The sequence below is a fragment of the Streptomyces sirii genome (genome assembly GCF_045690365.1).
In the GTDB taxonomy this organism is placed as follows: Bacteria; Actinomycetota; Actinomycetes; order Streptomycetales; family Streptomycetaceae; genus Streptomyces; species Streptomyces sirii.
Genome location: NZ_CP147982.1, coordinates 6,031,119 through 6,055,326 on the forward strand (window position 1 = coordinate 6,031,119; position 24,208 = coordinate 6,055,326).

General features: G+C 71.0%; 20 protein-coding genes and 1 riboswitch. Of the genes, 11 read left to right on the top strand and 9 right to left on the bottom strand.

The annotated features are described in order from the left end of the window. Nucleotides 1–82 precede the first annotated feature (82 nt). The 6 genes from WAB15_RS27300 to def all read left to right on the top strand — a co-directional run bounded on the left by WAB15_RS27300 (nucleotide 83) and on the right by def (nucleotide 6,389). Entirely contained in the window at nucleotides 83–787 is a 705-nt protein-coding gene (locus WAB15_RS27300; RefSeq protein ID WP_399149721.1) for a sigma-70 family RNA polymerase sigma factor, read from the top strand. After that, nucleotides 784–1,194: a mycothiol system anti-sigma-R factor gene (gene rsrA, locus WAB15_RS27305; RefSeq protein WP_399149629.1), complete on the top strand. Its 411-nt coding sequence runs from the start codon at nucleotides 784–786 to the stop codon at nucleotides 1,192–1,194. The genes WAB15_RS27300 and rsrA overlap by 4 nt, the downstream gene beginning before the upstream one ends. 201 nt (nucleotides 1,195–1,395) lie before the next feature. Then, entirely contained in the window at nucleotides 1,396–2,862 is a 1,467-nt protein-coding gene (locus WAB15_RS27310; RefSeq protein ID WP_407287860.1) for an HD-GYP domain-containing protein, read from the top strand. Beyond that, nucleotides 2,859–4,226: an HD-GYP domain-containing protein gene (locus tag WAB15_RS27315; protein WP_407287861.1), complete on the top strand. Its 1,368-nt coding sequence runs from the start codon at nucleotides 2,859–2,861 to the stop codon at nucleotides 4,224–4,226. Before WAB15_RS27310 ends, WAB15_RS27315 begins: the two co-directional genes overlap by 4 nt. Before the next feature lie 452 nt (nucleotides 4,227–4,678). Then, entirely contained in the window at nucleotides 4,679–5,677 is a 999-nt protein-coding gene (locus WAB15_RS27320; RefSeq protein WP_399149626.1) for a tetratricopeptide repeat protein, read from the top strand. 67 nt (nucleotides 5,678–5,744) lie between these two features. Further along, nucleotides 5,745–6,389 (top strand): peptide deformylase, encoded by a 645-nt coding sequence (gene def / locus WAB15_RS27325; protein WP_399149625.1) that lies wholly within the window; start codon nucleotides 5,745–5,747, stop codon nucleotides 6,387–6,389. A gap of 42 nt (nucleotides 6,390–6,431) precedes the next feature. Here def and WAB15_RS27330 read toward each other — a convergent pair whose 3' ends face one another. From WAB15_RS27330 to WAB15_RS27345, 4 genes are all read right to left on the bottom strand, one after another. Further along, the gene (locus tag WAB15_RS27330; protein WP_407287862.1) at nucleotides 6,432–8,420 is read right to left on the bottom strand and encodes a transglycosylase domain-containing protein; all 1,989 of its coding nucleotides are present in this window, start codon (nucleotides 8,418–8,420) and stop codon (nucleotides 6,432–6,434) included. Nucleotides 8,421–8,528: 108 nt separating this feature from the next. After that, the gene (locus WAB15_RS27335) at nucleotides 8,529–9,587 is read right to left on the bottom strand and encodes a ribonucleotide-diphosphate reductase subunit beta (RefSeq protein WP_407287863.1); all 1,059 of its coding nucleotides are present in this window, start codon (nucleotides 9,585–9,587) and stop codon (nucleotides 8,529–8,531) included. Continuing rightward, nucleotides 9,587–12,055, bottom strand: a complete 2,469-nt coding sequence (locus tag WAB15_RS27340; protein WP_407287864.1) for a ribonucleoside-diphosphate reductase subunit alpha — start codon at nucleotides 12,053–12,055, stop codon at nucleotides 9,587–9,589. The genes WAB15_RS27335 and WAB15_RS27340 overlap by 1 nt, the downstream gene beginning before the upstream one ends. 160 nt (nucleotides 12,056–12,215) lie before the next feature. Beyond that, a riboswitch (cobalamin riboswitch) is annotated at nucleotides 12,216–12,378 on the bottom strand. Between the two features lie 116 nt (nucleotides 12,379–12,494). Continuing rightward, nucleotides 12,495–12,998, bottom strand: a complete 504-nt coding sequence (locus WAB15_RS27345) for a GNAT family N-acetyltransferase (protein ID WP_407287865.1) — start codon at nucleotides 12,996–12,998, stop codon at nucleotides 12,495–12,497. 105 nt (nucleotides 12,999–13,103) lie between these two features. On the opposite strand from WAB15_RS27345, the gene WAB15_RS27350 reads away from it, so the two are divergent. After that, complete coding sequence (locus WAB15_RS27350; RefSeq protein WP_407287866.1) at nucleotides 13,104–13,691, top strand: Uma2 family endonuclease; 588 nt, start codon at nucleotides 13,104–13,106, stop codon at nucleotides 13,689–13,691. Nucleotides 13,692–13,768: 77 nt separating this feature from the next. On the opposite strand, the gene mctP is transcribed toward WAB15_RS27350, so the two are convergent. The 3 genes from mctP to WAB15_RS27365 all read right to left on the bottom strand — a co-directional run bounded on the left by mctP (nucleotide 13,769) and on the right by WAB15_RS27365 (nucleotide 16,608). Continuing rightward, entirely contained in the window at nucleotides 13,769–15,445 is a 1,677-nt protein-coding gene (mctP, locus tag WAB15_RS27355) for a monocarboxylate uptake permease MctP (protein ID WP_399149720.1), read from the bottom strand. Nucleotides 15,446–15,453: 8 nt separating this feature from the next. Continuing rightward, nucleotides 15,454–15,714 carry a DUF3311 domain-containing protein gene (locus WAB15_RS27360; RefSeq protein WP_399149619.1) on the bottom strand — a complete coding sequence of 87 codons (261 nt, stop codon included), beginning with the start codon at nucleotides 15,712–15,714 and terminating at the stop codon, nucleotides 15,454–15,456. 135 nt (nucleotides 15,715–15,849) lie between these two features. Beyond that, nucleotides 15,850–16,608, bottom strand: a complete 759-nt coding sequence (locus WAB15_RS27365; protein ID WP_399149719.1) for a GntR family transcriptional regulator — start codon at nucleotides 16,606–16,608, stop codon at nucleotides 15,850–15,852. A gap of 241 nt (nucleotides 16,609–16,849) precedes the next feature. On the opposite strand from WAB15_RS27365, the gene WAB15_RS27370 reads away from it, so the two are divergent. The 4 genes from WAB15_RS27370 (at nucleotide 16,850) to WAB15_RS27385 (ending at nucleotide 21,626) form a co-directional block, all read left to right on the top strand. Continuing rightward, complete coding sequence (locus tag WAB15_RS27370) at nucleotides 16,850–18,118, top strand: extracellular solute-binding protein (RefSeq protein WP_407287867.1); 1,269 nt, start codon at nucleotides 16,850–16,852, stop codon at nucleotides 18,116–18,118. Nucleotides 18,119–18,211: 93 nt separating this feature from the next. After that, nucleotides 18,212–19,228, top strand: coding sequence for a carbohydrate ABC transporter permease (locus tag WAB15_RS27375; protein WP_407287868.1), 1,017 nt, complete (start codon nucleotides 18,212–18,214; stop codon nucleotides 19,226–19,228). Continuing rightward, entirely contained in the window at nucleotides 19,225–20,055 is an 831-nt protein-coding gene (locus tag WAB15_RS27380; RefSeq protein WP_399149616.1) for a carbohydrate ABC transporter permease, read from the top strand. The genes WAB15_RS27375 and WAB15_RS27380 overlap by 4 nt, the downstream gene beginning before the upstream one ends. Before the next feature lie 8 nt (nucleotides 20,056–20,063). Further along, nucleotides 20,064–21,626 (top strand): glycoside hydrolase family 3 protein, encoded by a 1,563-nt coding sequence (locus tag WAB15_RS27385; protein WP_407287869.1) that lies wholly within the window; start codon nucleotides 20,064–20,066, stop codon nucleotides 21,624–21,626. Nucleotides 21,627–21,652: 26 nt separating this feature from the next. On the opposite strand, the gene WAB15_RS27390 is transcribed toward WAB15_RS27385, so the two are convergent. Beyond that, a complete protein-coding gene (locus WAB15_RS27390; protein ID WP_407289309.1) occupies nucleotides 21,653–23,020 on the bottom strand; it encodes an ATP-binding protein in 1,368 nt (455 codons plus the stop codon). A 321-nt stretch (nucleotides 23,021–23,341) separates the two neighbouring features. Next, a complete protein-coding gene (gene nagB, locus WAB15_RS27395) occupies nucleotides 23,342–24,124 on the bottom strand; it encodes a glucosamine-6-phosphate deaminase (protein ID WP_407287870.1) in 783 nt (260 codons plus the stop codon). Nucleotides 24,125–24,208 lie beyond the last annotated feature (84 nt).

Sequence of the window (24,208 nt, forward strand, 5' to 3'; positions counted from 1 at the left end):
TGGAGCGGCGGCGGCACCTGATCGTCGTCTATTCTCCGATTCGAGTGGGTCCGCTTCCGGATCCGTGACGGTGTTGGAGGAGGTGGGTCCGGTCACCGGTACCGACGCAGGGACCGACGGCACGGCCGAGGAGCCGTCCGCGCGCCGGCAGGAGAGCGCGGCCGAGCGCAATGCGCGCTTCGAGCGGGACGCGCTCACCTTCCTGGACCAGATGTACTCCGCCGCGCTGCGCATGACGCGCAATCCGGCCGATGCGGAGGACCTGGTGCAGGAGACCTACGCCAAGGCGTACGCGTCCTTCCACCAGTTCCGGGAGGGCACCAACCTCAAGGCCTGGCTGTACCGCATCCTCACGAACACCTTCATCAACTCCTACCGCAAGAAGCAGCGCGAGCCCCAGCGCAGCGCCGCCGACGAGATCGAGGACTGGCAGCTGGCGCGCGCCGAGTCGCATATGTCGACGGGCCTGCGCTCCGCCGAGTCCCAGGCGCTCGACCACCTGCCGGACTCGGACGTGAAGGCCGCGCTCCAGGCGATCCCCGAGGAGTTCCGCATCGCGGTATACCTCGCGGACGTCGAGGGGTTTGCGTACAAGGAGATCGCGGACATCATGGGGACACCCATCGGCACGGTGATGTCCCGACTGCACCGCGGTCGGCGCCAGCTGCGCGGCATGCTGGAGGATTACGCCCGTGAGCGCGGGCTGGTTCCGGCGGGGGCGGCGGCCGCGGACCCGCAGGCCGCGCGCACGTCGGAGTCGCACGACCGGAAAGGCTCGGGATCATGAGCTGCGGAGAGCCGCACGAGAAGGACTGCTCAGAGGTCCTTGACCACCTCTACGAGTATCTCGACCGAGAGATGCCCGCCGGGGAGTGCGCGGAGTTCCAGGTGCATCTCGACGAATGCTCGCCGTGCCTGGAGAAGTACGGCCTGGAGCAGGCCGTCAAGAAGCTCGTCAAGCGCTGCTGCGGCCATGACGACGTCCCCAGCGATCTGCGCTCCAAGGTCATGGGGCGGATCGATCTGATCCGGGCCGGCGAGGCCGTGCCCGAGGTGAGCGTGCTCGAACAGGCCAAGCACGAGCAGGCGCAGCGGGAGCAGGCGGACGCGGCGGCCGGTGCGGGCGAGGCCGCCGGCCCGTCCGAGGCGGCCGGCTCCGCCGATGCACGGACGAAGGCCACGCGCGCCGAATAAGGCGGCACATCACCCGAAGGGGTGAGGGCAGGCCGTCAGAGCCGCCCGATCCGCCGATGCGCCCTCCCCGGCGCCCCGGCCCCTTCTATTCTCACCGAACCCCGGCGCACCGCGGAGGCGACGCGAGCGCACCGTGGCCGCGCGGGTTCCCCCGCTCCACAAGAGCCGGGGGCGAGCGGTGGGCATGCTGAGGAGGGCGCGATGCGGGGACTGCCGGCGGCCGCGCGGGGATACATCGGATGCGTCGCGCTGGCCGCGGCACTGTGCACCGCCCCCGCGATACGGCTCGGCGCCGCCGCCCCCTGGGCCGGTGCCCTGGCCCTGGCCACTCTCCACGCACTGTGCGAACAGGTCCGCCGCGGACCGCCGCCCGGCGGCCGGGCGCCGTACGGGACGCCGTCGTACGCCGGTCCCGGCTGGGCCGCCCCCGTCCTGCTCGCCGGGGCCTTCCTGCTGCCGCCCCCACTGGCCGCGCTGACCGCCGTCCCCGGAGCGCTGCTCGCACCGGCCGCCGCCCGTTCGGCCGCCGCCCGCCGGCTCTGGCGCGCCGCCGTGCCGGCCCTGGCCTGCTGTGCGGCCGCCGAGGTCTTCCGGGCGTTCGGCCACCACTCGCTGTCCGCACCGCGGTTCCCCGCCCTGCTGCTGCCCGCCGCGGCCGCCGCGGTGGCCTTCTGCGCGGTGCCGGCCGCGCTGGAGGGCGGGGTGCTGGTCACCGCCGAACGCCACCCCGTACGCACCGCCTGGCGCGGGCTGCTGACCCGCTCGCTGGGCCCGCACCTGGTGCACGGCCTGGCCGGGCTGATGATGGCCGTGCTGTGGCGCAGCGCCTACGGGCCGCCGGCGGCGCTGCTGGTGCTGCTGCCGATGCATCTGTCCTACTGGGTCTTCGACCGCTACCACCGCGAACGCGCCGCCCATCAGGCCACCCTCCGCGCCCTGGTCCAGGCCGTGGACATCAAGGACCGCTACACCCGCGGGCACAGTGAGCGGGTCGGCCGCGCCTCGGTGATGATCGCCCGGGAACTGGGCATGGCGGAGGACCGGGTGGAGGTGCTCCGGTTCGCCGGCATCCTGCACGACGTCGGCAAACTCGGCGTCCCCACCCGGCTGTTGCGCAAGGACGGGCCGCTGACCCCGGAGGAACGCCGGGTCATCGAGCTGCATCCGGAGTACGGGCACGAGATCGTGCGCGGCATCGGCTTCCTGGGGGAGGCGCGGTCGGCCATCCTGCACCACCACGAGCGGCTGGACGGCCGGGGCTACCCCTACGGCCTGAAAGGGCGCCACATCCCGGAGTTCGCCCGGGTGGTGGCGGTCGCCGACGCCTTCGACGCGATGACCTCGACCCGCTCCTACAGCCGGGCCCGCCCGGTGCCGGTGGCGGTCGCGGAGCTGCGCAAGTGCGCCGGCACGCAGTTCGACCCGCGGATGGTCCGGGCGCTGGCCGCGTCGCTCGACCGGTACGGCTGGCACCCGGACCTGGTGACGGCGGCGGACGCGGAGCCGCCTTCTGCGCGGGGCGGTAGAGGAAACGTCACGCCTGAGGGGGCGGGCGGGCCGGACGGCCGCACCGTGCCCGCGGCCGCGGTGCCGGGACGGTCCGGAGGGGCGGAACGGCCCGCACGGACGGAACGGGCCGCGGAGCCCCGGCAGGGCGGCGTGCGATGACTGCCCCCGAGGAGCCCCCGGGCACCTGGCGCCCCGGCGGCCGCGACCGCCACGGCCGCCGCGACCGCGCCGCCCGGCCCCCGCGCCTCCGTCGGCCGGCCGCCCCCGGCAGCGCCGTCGTCGCCGCCGTCTACGCCCCGGCCGCGGCCCTGGCCTGCTGGTCGCTCGGCCGGACGCTGTGGGACGGGCTGGACCGGCCGGGGGTCGCACTGGCCTTCGGGGTGCTGATCGCGGTCGGCGAGCTGGTCGGGTGGGGCCCGGCGCCGGCGAGCGGGGACCGGCCGGAGCCGGGGGAGCGGGAGGCCGCACCGCTCGGTGCGGCCGGTGCGCTCGCGTATGCGCTGCTCGGCGAGGCCGGCGGAGCGCCCACCGCCCACGGCGTCTCGCAGACCGTGGCCGTCGTCCTGGCGGCCGGCCTGGTGGGACTCGTCCCGCGGCTCGCGCACGGCCGGCGGCCGGCGCTCGACCCGCTCGCGCGCCGGGTGCTGACCGTCGGCTTCGCCGCCACCTGCTTCCACCCCCTGCACACCATCGGGGCGTTGGGCGGCTGGGCGGCCGCCGGGCCCCTCCGCCCGCTCCTGCTGATCGGGCTGCTGGCGCTGACCGCGCTGTGCGACGCGGTGCTGGCGGCGGCGCTCGCCCGGGCCCGTACGGGCTGGCCGTACGGGCCGCTGCTGCGCGACGAGTTGCGGGCGCTGCTCGGCACCGGCACCGCGATCTGCGCCACCGGGGTGGTGATCTCGCTGGCCACGGCGGTCGCCGGACTGTGGGCGCTGCCGGTGTTCTGCCTGCCGCTGCTGCTGACCCAGTTCGCCCTGCGCCGGTTCGCGGCCGTCCGCGCCACCTACCGCCAGACCATCGCCTCGCTGGCCCGGTCCACCGAGATCGCCGGCTACACCCCGCACGGCCACGCCCGCCGGGTGGCCGCGCTCAGCCGCGCGGTGGGGCGCGAACTGGGGCTGAGCGAACCGGACTTGGACGTACTGGAACACGCCGCTCTGATGCACGACATCGGCCAGCTCTCGCTGCTGGACCCGGTACCGGACGGGGCGACCGCGCCGCTGCCGCCCGCCGAGCAGCGCCGGATCGCCCTGCTGGGCGGCGCCGTTGTCCGGCAGACCGGCGTCCCCGCGGAGGTGGCGGTGATCGTCGAGCGACAGGCCGATCCGTACCGGGACCAGCCGGTCACGGCCCGTATCGTGCGCACCGTCAACGCCTACGACGACCTGTCGGGCGGGGCCGCGGGGACCGGCGGCGCGCTGCGCGCCCTGGAGCGGCTGCGGCTGGCCACCGCGCGGGAGCATGAACCCCTGGTCGTCGAGGCGCTGGCCCGGGTCCTGGGGCGCGGCGGCCGACCGGTGTGACATGAGTGACCTTGTGGGGCGCGCGGGTCACGGGCCTGCCCGCCCGATCCATCCTGCGGAACCCCTTCACGGATGGCTATCCGCCGGTAAGGTCGGAAATGACCCGGGAAGGGTCGCGAGCGGCTCCCTCACGGGCCGGGGGGTCCGGCATGCTCCGGGAACCCCCCCTAACGCCCCGAAACCCCGTGGTTGAGCCGTCGTCGGCGCCCGGCGGGAGGGAACCCATGGGTAATGAGCGCCCTTCGAGATGGGCATGGTTGGATGCGAAGGAAGCCCCCCGCAGGGGGATTCAGGGGGTCGGGCGAAGGCAAGGAGCCGCAGAGGGGCACAGCAAACCAGGCTGAGCCCGACGGCAATCTGTGGCAGGTTGTCGAGTAGGCCCTCAGAAGGGCCCCGGGCGCCGTCCGGGACACCTCCGGAGCGGCATCGAGAGCAACCAGCAGGCGGGAATCGTGAGGATCTTCGGCAAGGTACGGCACCGGCCCTCCGCCTCGTGGCGGCAGGCGACCGACCGCGCTTTCACGCTGATCGGCGACGGCCGTTACGACGACGCGGGGGCGCTGCTGACCCGCGCCGCGGACATGGAGCCGTGGCTGTCGGAGTCCTGGTTCAACCTCGCCCTGCTGCACAAGTTCCGGCACGACTGGGAGCAGGCCCGCGCCGCCGGCTTGCGCGCGGTCGCCCTGCTGGACCGCGAGACCGGGGCGCCCGACTGGTGGAACGTCGGCATCGCCGCCACCGCCCTGCAGGACTGGCCGCTGGCCCGCCGCGCCTGGCAGGCGTACGGCCTCAAGGTGCCCGGCGAGGGCTCGCCGTCCGGCGAACCGCACGGTATGGCCCTGGGCAGCGCCGCCGTCCGGCTCTCCCCGGAGGGCGAGGCCGAGGTGGTCTGGGGCCGCCGGCTGGACCCGGCCCGTATCGAGGTGCTGTCGATCCCGCTGCCGTCCTCCGGGCGGCGCTGGGGCGAGGTGGTGCTGCACGACGGTGTCCCGCACGGCGAGCGGACCACCGTCGACGCCGACGGGGCCACCAGGGCCTTTCCGGTCTTCGACGAGATCGAGCTGTGGGCGCCCTCCCCGGTGCCCACCTGGGTCGTACTCCTGGAGGCCGCCACCGAGGCCGACCGGGACGCCCTGGAGCAGCTGGCGGCCGACGCCGGCTTCGCCGCCGAGGACTGGTCCTCCTCCGTCCGGCTGCTGTGCCGTACGTGCTCGGAGAGCCGGATGCCCAGCGACGAGGGCGACGGCGAGCATCTGGACCCGCACGACCACAGTGAGCCGGGCCACCCGGGCCCGCTCGGGCACCGCACCGCCGGCTCGGGTTCGCTGTGGGTGCCCGAGCGCGAATGCGGTATCGCCGCGCCGTCGGGCCTGGTCCGCGGGCTGCTCGACGGCTGGGTCGCGGACAGCCCGGACACCCGGGAATGGCGCGACCTCGAAGAGGTCTGCTGAGCGGCCGCCCGCGCCACCGTAGGCTGTAGGGCGACTAACAGGGTTTTCAGGAAGGCGTACGGCGGAGATGGCCCAGCAGCCTGTGTTTGATCAAGATGGTGACGAGCGGGTGGACGACGAGTTCCTCGACGACGTCACGGACGCCGAGGAGCGGGAGACCGCCCACCGCGAGCGCGGCACCTCGCGGCCGATCACGGTCGTCGGCAATCCGGTGCTCCACAAGGAGTGCAAGGACGTCACGGACTTCGACGACGAGCTCGCCGGGCTCATCGACGACATGTTCGCCAGCCAGCGCACCGCCGAGGGGGTGGGCCTGGCCGCCAACCAGATCGGCGTGGACCTGAAGGTCTTCGTCTACGACTGCCTGGACGACGAGGGCGTCCGGCACGTCGGCGCGATCTGCAACCCGGTGCTGGACGAGCTGCCGGCCGAGCGCCGGGTGCTGGACGACTCCAACGAGGGCTGCCTGTCCGTCCCGGGCGCGTACGCCGAGCTGGCCCGTCCCGACTACGCCGTGTGCCGCGGCCAGAACGCCAAGGGCGAGCCGATCGCGGTCCGGGGCACCGGCTACTTCGCGCGCTGCCTGCAGCACGAGACCGACCACCTCAACGGCTACCTCTACATCGACCGGCTCAGCAAGCGGGACCGCAAGGCCGCGCTGAAGCAGATGGCCGAGCTGGAGCCGCGCTACCCCGTCGTCCCCAACGACTGAGGCGGTCGGGCGCCCGGTCCCGGGGCCGGGCGCCCAGACCCGTCAGGGCGCCTTCTGGTAGGCGCTCCAGACCTTCGGGGGGAGGGCGGTGCCCAGCCCCCTGTCGTCGCCGCCGACACCCTGCATCGGCAGCAGCTCGGGCGCGCCCGGCTTGTTGCGGAACATGGTGACGGCCGTGGTCGGCTCGGCGTCGGCGTCCGCGCCGGGCGCGCGGTCGGGGCGGATGCCGCCCCAGTCCTCCGTGCCCGTGCCGGGGCCGGAGCCGGCGCCGAATTCCGGGCCGGTGGACGTCGGGCTGCCGATGAACCACGCCGACTTCATCCGGTCGCCCGGCTCGGTGCGGCCGGCCGCGACCGGCTGCCCGGCCGCCGCGTCGTCCGGCACCCCCAAAGTGCGCCAGCCCAGCCCCTCCAGGGTCGCGGAGACCTGCTGGGCGACCCCGGCGTCGACGACCTGCTGCGGCTTGGCGCGGTCGAAGCCGCGGATCTTCTTGCCGTCGTAGGTCATCGACGTCACCGCGTAGGGGTCGGCGTGCAGTCCGCCGTTGGCGAAGGTGGTGTAGGCGCTCGCCATCCGGATCGCGCTGGGTGCCGAGGTGCCCAGCGGGAAGGTCTGCTCCAGGGGCGCCATGCTCTCCTCGCGCAGCCCCGCGTCCACCGCCAGATCCCGGATCCGCTCCAGCCCGAGGCGCTGCCCGGCCCGTACGAACGGCGGGCTCTGGGCCTTGATCAGCGCGCCGCGCAGATCCCCGACCTGGTTCTGCCAGTCCACCGGACTCATGTCGTCGGCGTCGTCGAACCGGTCGGCGTCCTCGTCGGGCCCGTCGACCTGCTGCTGGAGCGCGGTCGCCAGTACGAACGGCTTGAAGGCGGAGCCGGCCGGGACGGCCGAGGTGTCCGCGTTGTTGCTGAAGTGCCGGGTGGCGTCCGTGCCGCCGTACAGGGCGACGATCGCGCCGTCCTTGGGACGTACGGAGGCCGCGCCGAACTCCACGAAGGCGTCGGCGGTGCGCTCCTTCGGATCGAGGTTCTCGCGGCGGACGTCGCTCACGGCCTTCTCCAGGCGGCGGGTGCGCTGCTTGTCGAAGGTGGTGTGTATGCGGTAGCCGCCGCGTGCCAGGTCCTTGTCGGTCAGACCGGTGCCGGCCTTGACGAACTTGTTGGCCACATCGACGAGATAGCCGATCTGGCCGGCCTGGCTGGTGGGCTTCGACAGCGTGCGCGGCTCGGGGAACCTACGGTACTTCGCCCGCTCCTGTCGGCTCATCTTGCCGGTGGCGACCTGCCGGTCGAGTATCCACTTCCAGCGTTCCACGGCCCGCTGGTGGTTGGCCTTGCTCAGCCCCGGATCGAACTGCTCCGACCCCTTCAGCAGGGCGGCCAGCAGCGCGCCCTGGCTGGGGTTGAGGTTCTTGGCGTCGATGCCGTAGTAGGCGTGGGCGGCCGCCTGGATTCCGTACGAACCGCGGCCGAACCAGCTGGTGTTGAGGTAGCCGCGCAGGATCTCCGGCTTGGACTTCTGGTTGCTCACCTTCAGCGAGAGGATGAACTCCCGCACCTTGCGGGTGATCGTCTGGTCCTGCGAGAGATAGGTGTTCTTCACATACTGCTGGGTGATGGTGGAGCCGCCCTGGGTCTCCTCGCCGGAGACCATGTTGACCACGGCGCGGGCGATGCCCTGGAGGGAGACGCCGGGGTCGCTGTAGAAGGTGGCGTTCTCCGCGGCGATCACGGAGTTCTCGACGGAGTCGGGCACCTTGTCGAGGGTGACGTTCTGCCGGTTGACGGCGCCCACGCTCACCATCTGGCTGCCGTCCGCCCAGTAGTAGACGGTGGCCTCCTGCCCGGCGATCTCGTTCTCGTTCGGAATGTCGATCGTCGCGTACACGACGGTGAACAGCCCCGCCAGGCAGAGGATCCCGAACGAGAGGGTGCCGAGCCACAGCCGCCATGACGGCAGCCAGCGGCGCGGACCCTCACGTCCCTGGCGCGGATAGTCGATGAACCGACGACGCCCCTTCGTGGCCTTCATATCCACAAGGATGTGGCGGCCACGGCTCCGGTTGCCGAGGTAACAGAACGCTCACATTGGCGCGTGACCAGGGCTGAAGGGGCGTCGCAGGTCCTCGGTTCCCCGGGCCTAGAAGTCGTCGTCGAAGGAGACCGAACCCTCGACGGCGACCTGGTAGGCCGAGGCCCGGCGTTCGAAGAAGTTGGTCAGCTCCTGGACGTTCTGCAGCTCCATGAAGGAGAACGGGTTCTCCGAGCCGTACACGGGAGCAAATCCCAGACGCTGCAGCCGCTGGTCGGCGACGCACTGGAGGTACTCGCGCATCGACTCGGTGTTCATGCCCGGCAGGCCGTCACCGCACAGGTCGCGGCCGAACTGCAGCTCGGCCTCGACGGCCTCCTTGAGCATCTCGGTGACCTGCTGCTCCAGCTTGTCGTCGAAGAGGTCGGGCTCCTCCTGGCGCACCGTGTCCACCACCGAGAACGCGAAGTCCATGTGCATGGACTCGTCGCGGAAGACCCAGTTGGTGCCGGTGGCCAGCCCGTGCAGCAGACCGCGCGAGCGGAACCAGTAGACGTACGCGAAGGCGCCGTAGAAGAACAGCCCCTCGATGCAGGCCGCGAAGCAGATCAGGTTCAGCAGGAAGCGGCGCCGGTCGGCCTTGGACTCCAGCCGGTCGATGCTCTCGACCGAGTCCATCCACTTGAAGCAGAACTCGGCCTTCTCCCGGATGGAGGGGATGCTCTCCACGGCCGCGAAGGCGGCGGCGCGGTCGTCCGGGTCGGGGAGGTAGGTGTCCAGCAGCGTCAGATAGAACTGGACGTGCACCGCCTCCTCGAAGAGCTGACGGCTCAGGTACAGCCGCGCCTCGGGGGAGTTGATGTGCTTGTAGAGCGTCAGCACGAGGTTGTTGGCGACGATCGAGTCGCCGGTCGCGAAGAACGCCACCAGCCGGCCGATCATGTGCTGCTCGCCCGGCGAGAGTTTGGCGAGGTCGGCGACGTCGGAGTGGAGGTCGACCTCCTCCACGGTCCAGGTGTTCTTGATCGCGTCGCGGTAGCGGTCGTAGAACTCCGGGTACCGCATGGGCCGCAGGGTCAGCTCGAAGCCCGGGTCGAGGAGGTTCTTGGCGCCGGTGGTCGTGGTGTGGTTGGCCGCGGCGGTGTTCTTCTCGGGTGCGGTGGTCATTACTGGCAGGCCTCGCAGGACTCGGGGTTTTCCAGGGAGCAGGCGACCGCCTCGGGGTCGGTGGCCTGCTGCGGGACGGGGACGGGGACGGGGGCGCCGGCGGCCGCGGTGCCGCGGGCCGACTGGGCGATCCGGGTCGCCGGCCGCGAACGCAGGTAGTACGTCGTCTTGATGCCGCGCTTCCAGGCGTAGGCGTACATCGAGCTGAGCTTGCCGATGGTCGGCGACGCCATGAAGAGGTTCAGCGACTGGCTCTGGTCGATGAACGGCGTACGGGCCGCGGCCATGTCGATCAGGGCGCGCTGCGGGATCTCCCACGCGGTGCGGTACAGCGCCCGGACCTCCTCGGGGATCCAACCGACGTCCTGCACCGAGCCGTTCGCCTCGCGCAGCGCGTCACGGGTCCGCGCGTCCCACAGCCCCAGGGCCTTGAGCTCCTCGATCAGATACGCGTTGACCTGGAGGAACTCACCCGACAGCGTCTCGCGCTTGAAGAGGTTGGAGACCTGCGGCTCGATGCACTCGTACACGCCCGCGATCGAGGCGATGGTCGCGGTCGGCGCGATCGCCAGCAGCAGCGAGTTGCGCATCCCGGTCGCGGCGATCCGGGTGCGCAGCGCCGCCCAGCGGTCCGCCCAGCGGGGCTCGGCGTTCGGGTAGTGGTCCGGGTGCAGCACACCGCGGGCGGTGCGGGTCGCCGACCAGGCCGGGTGCGGGCCGTGCCGCTCGGCGAGGTCCGCGGACGCCTCGTACGCGGCGAGCATGATCCGCTCGGAGATCCGGGTCGACAGCTCCTGCGCCTGGGCCGAGTCGAAGGGCAGCCGCAGCCGGAAGAAGACGTCCTGCAGGCCCATCAGGCCCAGACCCACCGGGCGCCAGCGGGAGTTGGAGGCCCCGGCCTGATCGGTCGGGTAGAAGTTGATGTCCACGACGCGGTCGAGGAAGGTGACGGCGGTACGGACCGTGGCGTCCAGCTTCTCCCAGTCCATCGCCTCCTCCCAGCCGGCGGCCTCGTCGCCCAGGTGGGCGGCGAGGTTGACCGACCCCAGGTTGCAGACCGCGGTCTCGCCGTCGTCGGTCACCTCCAGGATCTCCGTGCACAGGTTGGAGGAGTGCACGACCTGGCCGGGCTCGGCGGTCTGGTTGGCGGTGCGGTTGGCGGCGTCCTTGAACGTCATCCAGCCGTTGCCGGTCTGCGCCAGGGTGCGCATCATGCGGGAGTACAGCACCCGCGCCGGGATCTGCTTGAGCGCCCGGCCCTCGGCCTCGGCCCTGCGGTACGCGGCGTCGAACTCCTCGCCCCACAGGTCCACCAGCTCCGGGGCGTCCGAGGGGGAGAACAGCGACCAGTCGGCGTCCGCCTCCACCCGGCGCATGAACTCGTCCGGGATCCAGTGCGCGATGTTCAGGTTGTGGGTGCGGCGGGCCTCCTCACCGGTGTTGTCGCGCAGCTCCAGGAACTCCTCGATGTCGGCGTGCCAGGTCTCCAGGTAGACACAGGCGGCGCCCTTGCGCCGGCCGCCCTGGTTCACGGCCGCGACCGAGGCGTCCAGGGTGCGCAGGAACGGCACGATGCCGTTGGAGTGCCCGTTGGTGCCGCGGATCAGCGAACCGCGGGCGCGGATGCGGGAGTACGACAGGCCGATGCCGCCGGCGTGCTTCGACAGCCGCGCCACCTGGTGGTAGCGGTCGTAGATCGAGTCCAGCTCGTCCAGCGGGGAGTCCAGCAGGTAGCAGGACGACATCTGCGGGTGGCGGGTGCCGGAGTTGAACAGGGTGGGGGAGGAGGGCAGGTACGACAGCGAGCTGGTGAGGCGGTACAGCTCGGCGACGTCGTCCAGGGCGCGCTCGCTGTGGTCTTCGGCGAGGCCGCAGGCCACCCGCAGCAGGAAGTGCTGGGGGGTCTCGATGACCTGGCGGGTGGTCGGGTGGCGCAGCAGGTAGCGCGAGTGCAGGGTGCGCAGCCCGAAGTACCCGAACCGGTCGTCGGCCCCGTCGGCGAGCGCCCGGTCGACCAGGGCGTTCAGCCGGGCGGCGTGGGTCGCGACGAACTGCGCGGTCTCATCGGCGATCAGGCCCTCGCGGTGGCCGACCTCGACGGAGGCGGAGAAGGCGACCGCCCCCTGTTCGGCCGCCTCCTCCGAGATCGAGAGGGTGAGCAGCCGCGCGGCGAGCTTGGAGTACTGCGGCTCGTCACCGATCAGCCCGGCCGCGGCCTCGATGGCCAGCGACCGCAGTTCGGACTCGCCCGCGCCCTCGTACCGGCCGCGCAGGGCGGCGGCGGCCACCTTGCCGGGGTCGGTCGCGGTCAGGTCCTCGGTCAGCTTCGTCAGGGTGCGCAGCAGCGCAACGCCTGGACCGTCCCGCCCGTCCTCGCCCGGACCGCCGTCGGCGGGGGCGGCAGGCGCGGTCACCGCAGGCTGCACGACCTCGGCGTCTGACGCGGGCTCCGTTGGCGCGATGGTCACGTGATGCTCTCCCTCACTCGGCGGGGGCCGGGAGGGAGGGGCGCGACGGTCGCACGCGCGCATGCCGCACCCCGTGACGGTCAGGGGTGCGCGGGCACACCGCGCGGCGTCCACCGGCCCAACCCTCGGGGCCCGGACGTATCGACGTCCGCACCGATGGCGGTGCGGGCGTACCGTCGGCAGGTCCTCGGACTTCACGGGCGCGCGGCAGGGCCCTAGTCAGGCCACTGGGCGCGCTCTTACACCGTTGCGGGACAGTTCCGGATTCCCACCGGATTCCCCTGCGGCGACAGCGAGGACGAGCATACATCTTGTGCTGTCCCCCGCACGCACCCCCACATCTTGTGTCGCCACCTCATACCACTCCGACAGGTGTGCGAAGCGTCAGGGGGCGGGGGGAGCGCTCGGCACGGCTCTCAGGCCCGGCCTGGGGCGCCTTTCAGGCCATATCCCGCGCGAACGCCCAGAGCGTGATCCCCGGTACCGGCTCCCAGTCCCGTTCCTCGGCGCGCACGAATCCCAGCCGGCGGTAGAGCCGGTGCGCGGGCAGCACATGCCGTGGCGTGGACAGCACCATGCCGCTCAGCCCGAGCGCCCGCGCCCGCTCCAGACACGCCGCCACCAACGCCTCCCCGACGCCTCGTCCGCGCCCCTCGGGCCGCACCGCGAGCATCCGGAACTCCCCCTCCCCGGGCCGCGCCAGCTCCGCGTACGGACTCCCGTACGCGGAGAAGGTGACCGTCCCCACCACCCGCTCGTCCGGCCCCTCCACGGCCACCAGCACCTCCGCCTGCTCCGCCCGCTCGGCCACCTTCCGCAGCCTCGCCGCGTACCTGTCTCCCGCACCGGCCACCAGCAGCCCATCGGTCAGATAGACCGCCACCAGCAACTCCCCGACCGCACCGAACTCCGCCTGGCGCACGGGCCTGATCGTGATGTCCATGGGGCCAGTGTGAGGGTGGGGCTGATGGCGGGGTGGTTGTCGGCGGCCTCGGCTATCGTCGGTTTTACGTTCCCTGCTCCGTCCAGTGGAAGAAGGAGAGGTCTCATGACCGCGCTCGCTGACCGGCCACACATTATGGATACCGAGCACTTCGAAGAGGCCGCCCGGATACTCGCCCGCCTGGAAGAAGGCGCGCGGTTGGAACTCATCGACGGGAAGGTCAGGAGCAAGCCGATGCCGGATGGGGATCACGGGCGGATCATCCAGTGGTTGCTTCGCATCTGCATGCAGCACCGGCCCGAGCTTTTCCTCGATCCAACCCAGGGGCTGAAGGCGCAGGCGTACCGAAACGGCCGCGCCCGTCCAGATGGCTCGCTCGCACCCGCTGATGCCTTCGTTGGCCAAGGCGAGTGGGCAGACCCTGGCCCGGTACTGATGGTCGTCGAAGTCACTTCCCACGACTCCGACACCGACAAGCGCGACAGGGTCGAGAAGCGCAGTGCGTATGCGGAGACCGGTATCCCGATCTATCTGTTGATCGATCGGCAGGCCTGCCAGGTCGTGGTCTACAGCGAGCCCGACGGCGTCTGCTACGAGAACATCCACACTGTGCCGTACGGCAAGACGATCCACCTGCCGGACCCCGTCGGCATCACCCTCGAAACCGAGCCGCTCAAGGACTGGGTGAACTAGCCCCTCCCACCTCTGCGAAATGGGCCGCCGCAACCCCGAGGGGTTGCGGCGGCCCATTTCGGGTCAACGCCGACGCCTCAGTGCCCCGCCGGTGCCCCCGCCGTAGCCGACGGCAGCTCCGCCGAGACGCCCTCGTCGCCGATGTCCGCGGTGTAGTCGCCGGGGCTGGTCTCGTCGACGCCCTCAGGGGCCTTCATGGCCTTCAGGACGAACGTCAGGACGACCGTCACCACGAGGTTCAGGACGAGGGCGGTCAGGCCGATGTAGCCGATCTCGCCGATCCCGGGGATCTCCTTGCTGGAGCCGCCGAAGTGAGCCTGGGTGGGGCTCGCGACACCGTATGCCGCGAGCGTGCCGTAGAGCATGCCGACCGCCCAGCCGGTCAGCAGCGCCCAGCGGTGGAACCAGCGGGTGAACAGGCCGCCGACCAGGGCCGGCAGGGTCTGCAGGATCCAGATGCCGCCCAGCAGCTGGAAGTTGATGGCGACGGTCTTGTCCATGGTGAGGACGAAGACCAGCGCGCCGACCTTGACCAGCAGGGAGACGAGCTTGGCGACCTTGTGCTCCTGCTCGGGCGTGGCGGCGGGCTTGAGGAAGTCCTTGTAGACGTTGCGGGTGAACAGGTTGGCCGCGGCGATGGACATGATGGCCGCCGGTACCAGTGCGCCGATCCCGATCGCGGCGAACGCGACGCCGGCGAACCAGCTGGGGAACATGTCCTCGAACAGCTGCGGGACGGCCAGCTGGGGGTTGCCCTGGATGTCCGTACCGGCCTTGATGGCCATGAAGCCGAGCAGCGCCAGGAGGCCCAGCATCAGGGAGTACAGCGGCAGGATCGTGGTGTTGCGGCGGATCACGTTGCGGCTGCGCGAGGAGAGCGTGGCGGTGATCGAGTGCGGGTACATGAAGAGCGCCAGCGCGGAGCCGAGCGCCAGGGTCGCGTACGCCCACTGCGCGTTGGGCCCGCTGGTCAGCTCGCCGCGCGGTTTGCCGGGGACGGCGCCGGGCTCGGCGAACGCCTTGCCGGCGGCGTGGAAGATCTGGTCGAAACCACCCAGTTTGATCGGGATGTAGACGATCGCCACGATGATGACCAGGTAGATCAGCCCGTCCTTGACGAAGGCGATCAGGGCGGGCGCGCGCAGGCCGGAGGAGTAGGTGTACGCGGCCAGCACCGCGAAGGCGATCAGCAGCGGCAGGTCCTTGACGAACCAGTTGGTGTGCTCACCGCCGCCGATGCCGATCACGTCCAGGACGGCCTGGATGCCGACGAGTTGGAGCGCGATGTACGGCATCGTGGCGAGGATGCCGGTGAGCGCCACGGCCAGCGACAGGCCCTTGGAGCCGAAGCGTCCCCGGACGAAGTCGGAGGTGGTGACGTAGCCGTGCTTGTGCGAGACCGACCACAGGCGGGGCAGGAAGGTGAAGATGAGGGGGTAGACCAGGATGGTGTACGGGACGGCGAAGAAGCCGGCCGCGCCCGCCGCGTAGATCGCCGCCGGTACGGCCACGAAGGTGTACGCGGTGTAGAGGTCGCCGCCCAGCAGGAACCAGGTCACCCAGGTGCCGAAGCTCCGCCCGCCCAGGCCCCATTCGTCGAGGTTGGCGGACTGCTCGGCCTTGCGCCAACGGGCCGCCAGGAATCCCATGACCGTCACGGCCAGGAAGAAGAAGACGAACACGGCGAGCGCCACGCCGTTGACGCCCCGGGTCGAGGAGGCCGCGAGCGCGGTGGAGGCGCCCGCTGCGGACATCGCGTCGGTCACTGGTCCGCACCACCCTTGCGGGCGCGCTGCTCACGCTGCACGAGCTTGTACGCCACCATCGTCAGCGCCGTCGAGATCGGCACCCACAGCATCTGGTACCAGTAGAAGAACGGGATCCCGACGAGCGTGGGCTCCATCCGGGCGTACGAACTCACCCACAGCATCGCCACGAACGGAGCGAGCAGGCACAGCCCGACCACCACACGCGTCGGTGTGACGATCTGTCTGCTGCTGGGGGATTCGGCTGGCTCTGGCATCGCGTGGCTCCGTCCGTGGCGGCGAACTCCTGTGCAATCGGCTGAAAATCTATGGCAGGGCCGTGGCACGCGTCACTAGCTGTCCGCATATCGGTACGAAGAATCCGGGCGGGGAGGGCGGTCGGCGGGCGGAGTTCACTCCGTGGGGCGCTGCAGCCTGGCCACGAACTTGTAGCGGTCGCCGCGGTAGACCGAGCGCACCCACTCCACCGGCCGGCCCTGGGCGTCGAGCGAGTGCCGCGAGAGCATCAGCATCGGCAGGCCGACGTCGGTGCCCAGCAGACCGGCCTCGCGCGGGGTGGCGAGCGAGGTCTCGATGGTCTCCTCGGCCTCCGCGAGGCGGACGTCGTAGACCTCGGCCAGCGCGGTGTACAGGGACGTGTACTTGACCAGGTTGCGGCGCAGCGCGGGGAAGCGCTTCGCCGACAGGTGGGTGGTCTCGATGGCCATCGGCTCGCCGCTGGCCAGCCGCAGCCGCTCGATGCGCAGCACCCTGCCGCCGGGGGTGATGTCCAGCAGGCCGGCCAGCCGGTCGTCGGCGGTGACGTAGCCGATGTCCAGCAGCTGGGAGGTCGGCTCCAGGCCCTGGGCCCGCATGTCCTCCGTGTAGGACGTCAGTTGCAGCGCCTGGGAGACCTTGGGCTTGGCCACGAAGGTGCCCTTGCCCTGGATGCGCTCCAGCCGGCCCTCGACGACCAGCTCCTGCAGCGCCTGGCGCACCGTCGTGCGGGAGGTGTCGAACTCCGCGGCGAGGGTGCGCTCGGGCGGTACCGGGGTGCCGGGCGGCAGGGTCTCGGTGATCTCCAGCAAGTGCCGCTTGAGGCGGTAGTACTTGGGCACCCGTGCGGTCCGCGTGCCGCCGCCGCTCTCCGCGCTGCCCCCGTCGGTCTCCATGGCCCGCCTCTCCGACGCCTGTCGTGCTGCCGTCACCGGCTCCTCCGTACGTAGCGGCTCACATCGTGGCACGCGCGGGTTCGTTGTGCTCCCTCGCAGGTCCCGGCGTGCCGGATGTCGGTCCGGTAACGGACCTGACAGCGACTCTTATACACCCTTGACACCCCAAAAGGTCTAGGCCAAGCTGCGGGCACTGGTCTAAACCATTAAAGACCACACCCGGCCTTTAGGGGAGAGCGCAATGAAGCGTGGGCTCATAGCAGCGACGGCGGTCGCGGGAATGCTGGTGAGTGTCGCTGCCTGTGGGTCCAGCGACGGCAACAAGGCGGGCGCGAATGGCTTCAAGGGCCAGAAGCTGACCGTTTGGGTGATGAGCGGTTCGAACCCGGAGCAGTGGAGCAAGCAGGTCTCCGAGCAGTTCAAGAAGAAGACCGGGGCCACCGTCGAGTTCAAGGTCCAGCAGTGGAACGGCATTCAGCAGAAGCTGAGCACCGCACTCTCCGAGGACACCCCGCCGGACGTCGTCGAAATCGGCAACACCCAGACCGCCGCGTACGCGAAGGCCGGCGCCCTGGCCGACCTCGGCGATCTGAAGAAGGAGATCGGCGCCGGCTGGAACGAGGCTTTCAACAAGGCCTCGCTCGTGGACGGAAAGCAGTACGCGCTGCCGTGGTACGCCGGAAACCGCGTGGTGATGTACAACAAGAGGATCTGGGCCGAGGCGGGGCTCAAGGAGCTCCCCCAGACCCGCAACCAGCTGTTCAAGGCGCTGGACGCGATCAAGCGGAAGACCGACGCCGAGCCGCTGTACCTCCCCGGTCAGAACTGGTACTTCTTCGACGGGCTGACCATCGGCACCGGCGCCGACCTGGTGAAGAAGCAGGGCGGCAAGTGGGTCTCCAACCTCGGCGACTCCAAGGTCGCCAAGGCCATGGACATCTACAAGCAGTACCAGGCCTTCAGCACCGCCCCGAAGAACAAGGACGAGGCCACCCCGCAGCAGGCCGAGGTCTTCGCCAAGGGGAAGACCGGCGCCGTCATCGCCATGGGCTATGAGGCCGCCACCGCCGTCAAGGCCAATCCGAAAATCAAGAACGACATCGGATTCTTCACCATTCCCGGTGAGGCCGCGGCCAAGCCCGAGGGGGTATTCCTCGGCGGCTCCAACTTCGCGGTCGCCGGTATGGGCAAGAACCAGGAACTCGCCAAGGAATTCCTGAAGATCGCCCTGTCGAAGGAGAACGACGGGCAGATGGTCAAGGAGTCCGGCTGGACCCCCAAGTCCCCGGACCTGGCCGGCGCCGCCAAGGAGAATCCGGCGGCCGCTGCCGCCGCCCCCGCGGCGCAGAAGTCCGGCGGTACCACCCCGCTGATCGCGCAGTGGGCCGCGGTGGAGAACGTACCGAACCCCATCAAGAGCTATATGACGGCCGTTTTGAACGGCACGTCCCCGGCCGACGCCGCCAAGGACATCGAGTCCGAGGTCAACGCGCGGCTCGCCAAGCAGTAGGAACCGGCCGCGTACGGGGCGGGCCGGACCCGGCCCCGTACGCCCGCCGGCGGCGCACCGAGGTCCCACGGCAACAAGGGGGAGCAGCGACCCATGGCAGTGCAGCTCGACGACGCGGCGGCCAAGACCGTGCCGCGGACTGGCAAGGGCGGCGATCCGCCCGCCCGGCGCGGCGCAGGAGGCCGGCGGGACGCCCGCGGCGCTTCCGGTCCCCCCGCCCGCCGCACCCCGTACCTGTTGCTGCTGCCCGCCCTGGCCGCCACCGCGGTCTTCCTGGGCTGGCCCATGGTCCGCAATCTGCTGCTCTCCTTCCAGAACCTCAACATGAAGGAGCTGATCCAGCACCTGACCGACTGGCGGGGGATCGGCAACTACCAGGAGGTCCTGGGCAGCGAGCAGTTCTGGCGGGTCACCGGCCGCACCATCGTCTTCACCGCGGTCAACGTCATCCTGATCATGGTCCTGGGCGTACTGATCGGACTGCTGCTGGCCCGGCTCGGCAAGAAGATGCGACTGGTGCTCTCCCTCGCGCTGGTGCTGGCCTGGGCCATGCCGGTGATCGCCGCCACCACGGTCTTCCAGTGGCTCTTCGACTCCCGCTACGGCGTGGTCAACTGGGTGCTGGACCGGCTCGGGTGGCATGCGATGGCGCACTACGACTGGGTCGGCACCCAGCTGTCGACCTTCTTCGTGATCACCGTGCTGATCGTCTGGCAGTCGCTGCCGTTCGTGGCGCTCAACCTCTACGCGGCCACCACGACCATCCCCAAGGAGCTCTACGAGGCGGCCCGGATGGACGGCGCCGGCACCTGGCAGGTCTTCACCTCGGTCACCTTCCCGTTCCTGCGGCCCTTCTTCCTCGCCACGACGTTCCTCGAAGTGATCTGGGTCTTCAAGGCGTTCCCGCAGATCTTCGCGATCAACGAGGGCGGCCCCGACCGGTCCACCGAAACGCTGCCGATCTACGCCTTCACCGAGGGCGTCGGCAACCTCCACTTCGGTATGGGCGCCGCGATCTCGCTGCTGACCATCGTGGTGCTGCTGGCCATGACCGCGTACTACCTGCGTCTGACGCTCAAGCAGGAACAGCAAGAGGAGAACGAGCGGTGAAGCCCTCCCTCGCCGGCCGCATCTGGCCCAACGCCACGGCGATCGCGCTCGCCGCCGGCTTCGTCTTCCCGGTCTACTGGATGTTCAACACGGCCTTCAAGCCGACCCGGGACATCATCAGCGAAGACCCCGTGTGGCTCCCCTTCCACGGCACCCTGGAGCACTTCGCGACCGCCGTGCACGCCCCGAACTTCTGGGCCCTGGCCGGGAACTCGGTCATCGTGACCGTGCTCGCCGTCGGGCTGTCGCTGGTCATCGCGCTGTGCGGGGCGTTCGCGCTCACCCGGATGCGCTTCAAGGGCCGCCGCGGCATCCTGCTGACCTTCATGGTCGCCCAGATGGCCCCCTGGGAGGTCATGGTGATCTCGATCTACCTGATCGTCCGGGACGCCGACATGCTCAACAGCCTGCTGCCGCTCACCTGCTTCTACCTGCTGATGGTGCTGCCCTTCACCCTGCTGACCCTGCGGGGCTATGTCGCCGCGGTGCCCAGGGAACTGGAGGAGTCCGCGATGGTCGACGGCTGCTCCCGCCGCCAGGCCTTCCTCAAGGTCGTCTTCCCGCTGCTGGCGCCCGGCCTGATGGCCACCTCCCTCTTCGGCTTCATCACCGCGTGGAACGAATTCCCGCTCGTGCTGGTCCTCAACAAGGAGCCGGCCACGGGCACCCTGCCGCTGTGGCTCTCGCAGTTCCAGAGCCAGTTCGGGGACGACTGGGGAGCCACCATGGCCGCCGCCTCGATCTTCGCCGTCCCGATCCTGGTCCTCTTCCTGTTCCTGCAACGCAAGGCGGTCGGCGGTCTCACCTCCGGCGCAGTGAAGGGATAACACAGTCCATGAGTCCCGTAGGCTCCGCACGCTCGGTACGCGCCACCGACACCCTCACCCGCGACGCGCTCGCCGTCCTCCAGCCCGGCTTCACCGGCACCACCGCCCCCGACTGGCTGCTGCGCCGGCTCGACGAGGGCCTGGCCGCCGTCGGCCTCTTCGGCCGCAACATCACCGATCCCGCGCAACTGGCCGCCCTCACCGGTCAGTTGCGCGGTGCACGCGAGGACGTCCTGGTCGCCATCGACGAGGAGGGCGGCGACGTCACCCGCCTCGAAGTGCGCGGCGGCTCCTCCTTCCCCGGCAACCACGCGCTGGGCGCCGTCGACGACACCGCCCTGACCCGCGGCGTCGCCCGCGAGCTCGGCCGCCGGCTGGCCGACTGCGGTGTCAACCTCAACTGGGCGCCCTCCGCCGACGTCAACTCCAACCCCGCCAACCCGGTCATCGGCGTCCGCTCCTTCGGCGCCGACCCGCGGCTGGTCGCCCGGCACACCGCCGCCTACGTCGAGGGGCTGCAGTCGGCGGGCGTCGCCGCCTGCACCAAGCACTTCCCCGGCCACGGCGACACCGCGGTCGACTCCCACCACGACCTGCCGCGCATCGCCGCCGACCTGCCCACCCTCCAGGAACGCGAACTGGTGCCGTTCCGCGCCGCCGTCGCCGCCGGCACCCGGGCCGTGATGAGCGCGCACATCCTGCTGCCCGCCCTGGACGACTCCCGCCCGGCCACGCTCAGCCCCGCCGCCCTGCACGGCCTGCTGCGCGCTCCCGCCGACGAGGGCGGGCTGGGCTTCGACGGGCTGATCGTCACCGACGGAATGGAGATGCAGGCCATCTCCGCCACCTTCGGCATCGAGCGCGGCAGCGTGCTGGCCATCGGGGCCGGCGCCGACGCGATCTGCGTGGGCGGCGGACTGGCCGACGAGGACACCGTGCTGAGGCTGCGGGACGCCCTGGTGAGGGCGGTGCGCGACGGCGAGCTGTCGGAGAAGCGGCTCGCCGACGCCGCGGCACGGGTGCGTGCCCTGGCGCGCTGGACCCGGAGTGCGGGCGCGGGGGAGGGGGCCGCGCCCGCACCCGGGATCGGCCTGACCGCGGCCCGGCGGGCCCTGCGCGTCACCACCACCGCCGGCCGCCCGTACGAGCCGCTGACCGGCCCCGCCCACGTCGCCGCCTTCACACCGCTGGCCAACATCGCCGTGGGCGACGACACCCCCTGGGGCGTCGGCGCCGAGCTGGCCCGGCTCGTGCCCGGCACCGAAACCGCCGCCTACAGCGCCGAATCCGCCGCCCGCGCCGGGACCCGGGCCCTGATCGACGGCCTGCTCACCGCGGCCGGCGACCGACGCGTCGTCGCCGTCGTCCGCGACGTCCACCGCCACCCCTGGATGGCCGACGCCCTGGACGCCCTGCTCACCGCCCGCCCCGACACCGCCGTCGTCGAAATGGGCGTCCCCCAGGCCCCGCCCCGAGGCGCCCTGCACATCGCCACCCACGGCGCCGCCCGCGTCTGCGGCCAGGCCGCCGCCGAAACCCTCACCGGCCGCACCCCGGGGCACGGCACCTGAAGACCGCTCGGCGGCGGCTCGGGCGCCTACTGCGGTAGGACGACGCGCATGGTCAGGCCGCCGCCCTCGCGGGGCTCGGCGGTGATGCTCCCGTCGTGGGCGCGGACCACCGAGCGCACGATGGACAGGCCCAGCCCCACACCCTTGTCGCTGCCGGTGCGCTCGGTACGCAGCCGTCTGAAGGGCTCGAAGAGGTTCTCCACCTCATAGGCCGGGACCACCGGCCCGGTGTTGGCCACCACCAGCACCGCACAACCGGGCCGAGGCTCGGTGCTGACCTCCACCCACCCGCCCACCCGTCGCCCGCCGCCACCCTCAACCGGAAGCGCTCCGCGCCCTTGAACGGCGACGTTGTAGCGCACCGCGTTCTGCACCAGATTCAGCGCGATCCGCTCCAGCAGCACACCATTGCCCTGCACGAAGACCTGCTGCCGCACCCCACGCAGCTCGACCCCCTTGGCCTGCGCCTCGCCCCGCATCTGCTCCACCGCCTGCGCGGCCACCTCCGACAGATCCACCGGCCGCTTGTCCACCACCTTGTTCTCACTACGCGCCAGCAACAGCAGCCCCTCCACCAACTGCTCACTACGCTCATTGGTCGCCAACAGCGTCTTGCCCAACTGCGCCAACTCCGGCGACGCCCCCGGATCGGCCAGCTGCACCTCCAACAACGTCCGATTGATCGCCAACGGCGTCCGCAACTCATGCGAAGCATTCGCCACGAACCGACGCTGCGACTCAAACGCCCGATCCAACCGGTCCAACATCTCATCGAAGGTGTCCGCGAGCTCCTTGAGCTCATCGTCCGGCCCACCCAACTCGATCCGCCGATGCAGATCCGAACCCGCCACCCGCTGCGCCGTCCGCGTGATCCGCCCCAACGGCGCCAACACCCGCCCCGCCATCGCATAACCGAACGCGAACGCCACCACGGCCAGCCCCACCAGAGCGATCAGCGAGCGGTGCAGGAAGGTGTTCAGCGCCAGTGTGCGCTGGTCATGGAGGCACTCGCCGATCGCCGCGTTGATCTCGCCGGCCGTGCCGACCGACGGCAGGTCGGGACAGCCGATATTGCCCACCCTGACGTTGTCGCCGAAGATCCTGAACTCGGGGGTGCCGTCCTTGAGGGTGTCGGCCGCCAGGAAGTAGATGATCGTCAGCAGCACGATCCCCGCCATCAGGAACATGCCGCCGTACAGCAGCGTCAGCCGTATCCGGATGGTCGGCCGCAACCACGGCGCCGGCCGCCGGCCCGGCTCAGCACTCCCGGCGACCCCAGAGCTCCGGGGCGCCTCAGGACTCCCCGTGGGCCTCGGACTCCCTGTGGGCTCCGGGCTCCTCGTGGGCTCCGGAATCCCTGTGGGTTTCGGACTACGGGTGGGTTTCGGGGGCACGGTCGACGACGCGGGCTGCCGGGCAGAGGCTGCCACGGCGCTCAGCCCCGACGCCCCGGCGCAGCGGGTACGGCGACGGAATCCTCGACGACGGGTGAGCGCACGGCTGATCCTTCCTCAGACACCTCACGGCGCACGACAGTTGCCGCGCCTCACCCATCCTGCTCAAAGAGGTCATAAACCGGCAGTAAGCAGGGAATCGCCGCTCGGCCGGACACACCGGCCGAGCCGCTCCCTCGCGAGAGGTGTCGAGTTGCTCGCCCCGGCCCCGGCCGCCCTGATACGCCGTGGCCGGGGGCGTGGAAACTGGAGAGTTGGGCCCTACAGCCCCTGCCACTCCGGCTTGGCGGCGTAGGTGGCGCGGAAGTAGTCGGCGAGCTTCAGTTTGGCGGCCGCGGCCTCGTCGACGACGACCGTGGCGTGCGGGTGGAGCTGGAGCGCCGAGGCCGGGACCAGTGCGGCGACCGGGCCCTCGACGGCGTGCGCCACGGCGTCCGCCTTGCCCTCGCCCGTGGCGAGCAGCACCAGGTGTCGGGCCTCCAGGATGGTGCCGATGCCCTGGGTGATGACGTGGTGGGGGACCTCGTCGAGGCTGTCGAAGAACCGGGCGTTGTCCTCCCGGGTCTGCTGGGTCAGCGTCTTGATGCGGGTGCGGGAAGCCAGCGACGAGCAGGGCTCGTTGAAGCCGATGTGCCCGTCGGTGCCGATGCCGAGCAGCTGGAGGTCCACCCCGCCGGCCTCGCCCAGCGCACGGTCGTACGCCTCGCAGGCGGCCGGCACGTCCTGGGCCGTGCCGTCGGGGCCCAGGAAGGAGTCCTCGCCAAGACCGAGCGGCTCGACCACCTCGCGCAGCACCACCGAACGGTAGGACTCGGGGTGCCCGGCCGGCAGGCCCACATACTCGTCGAGCTGGCAGATACGGGCTCGCGAGGCGTCCACGGCGCCGGCCCGGACCTTCGCCGCCAGCGCCTCGTAGATGGGCAGCGGGGTCGAGCCGGTGGCCACACCGAGCAGCGCGTCGGGCTTGCGGCGCACCAGGGCCGCGATGGCCTCCGCGATCAGCTCGCCGCCCGCCCTGGCGTCCGGAACGATGACAACTTCCACGCTTTGGCCTGCCGTTCTGGAGAGTGGACTCATATGGTCATGTGGTATAGACCAATCTATCAGAGGGTGGGCATCCGGTCCCGA

Coding starts and splice junctions, on each gene's coding strand:
- rsrA (WP_399149629.1), top strand. CDS start 784: ATGAGCTGCGGAGAGCCGCACGAGAAGGACTGCTCAGAGGTCCTTGAC.
- WAB15_RS27310 (WP_407287860.1), top strand. CDS start 1,396: ATGCGGGGACTGCCGGCGGCCGCGCGGGGATACATCGGATGCGTCGCG.
- WAB15_RS27315 (WP_407287861.1), top strand. CDS start 2,859: ATGACTGCCCCCGAGGAGCCCCCGGGCACCTGGCGCCCCGGCGGCCGC.
- def (WP_399149625.1), top strand. CDS start 5,745: ATGGCCCAGCAGCCTGTGTTTGATCAAGATGGTGACGAGCGGGTGGAC.
- WAB15_RS27330 (WP_407287862.1), bottom strand. CDS start 8,420: ATGAAGGCCACGAAGGGGCGTCGTCGGTTCATCGACTATCCGCGCCAG.
- WAB15_RS27335 (WP_407287863.1), bottom strand. CDS start 9,587: ATGACCACCGCACCCGAGAAGAACACCGCCGCGGCCAACCACACCACG.
- WAB15_RS27345 (WP_407287865.1), bottom strand. CDS start 12,998: ATGGACATCACGATCAGGCCCGTGCGCCAGGCGGAGTTCGGTGCGGTC.
- WAB15_RS27350 (WP_407287866.1), top strand. CDS start 13,104: ATGACCGCGCTCGCTGACCGGCCACACATTATGGATACCGAGCACTTC.
- mctP (WP_399149720.1), bottom strand. CDS start 15,445: ATGTCCGCAGCGGGCGCCTCCACCGCGCTCGCGGCCTCCTCGACCCGG.
- WAB15_RS27360 (WP_399149619.1), bottom strand. CDS start 15,714: ATGCCAGAGCCAGCCGAATCCCCCAGCAGCAGACAGATCGTCACACCG.
- WAB15_RS27365 (WP_399149719.1), bottom strand. CDS start 16,608: ATGGAGACCGACGGGGGCAGCGCGGAGAGCGGCGGCGGCACGCGGACC.
- WAB15_RS27370 (WP_407287867.1), top strand. CDS start 16,850: ATGAAGCGTGGGCTCATAGCAGCGACGGCGGTCGCGGGAATGCTGGTG.
- WAB15_RS27375 (WP_407287868.1), top strand. CDS start 18,212: ATGGCAGTGCAGCTCGACGACGCGGCGGCCAAGACCGTGCCGCGGACT.
- WAB15_RS27385 (WP_407287869.1), top strand. CDS start 20,064: ATGAGTCCCGTAGGCTCCGCACGCTCGGTACGCGCCACCGACACCCTC.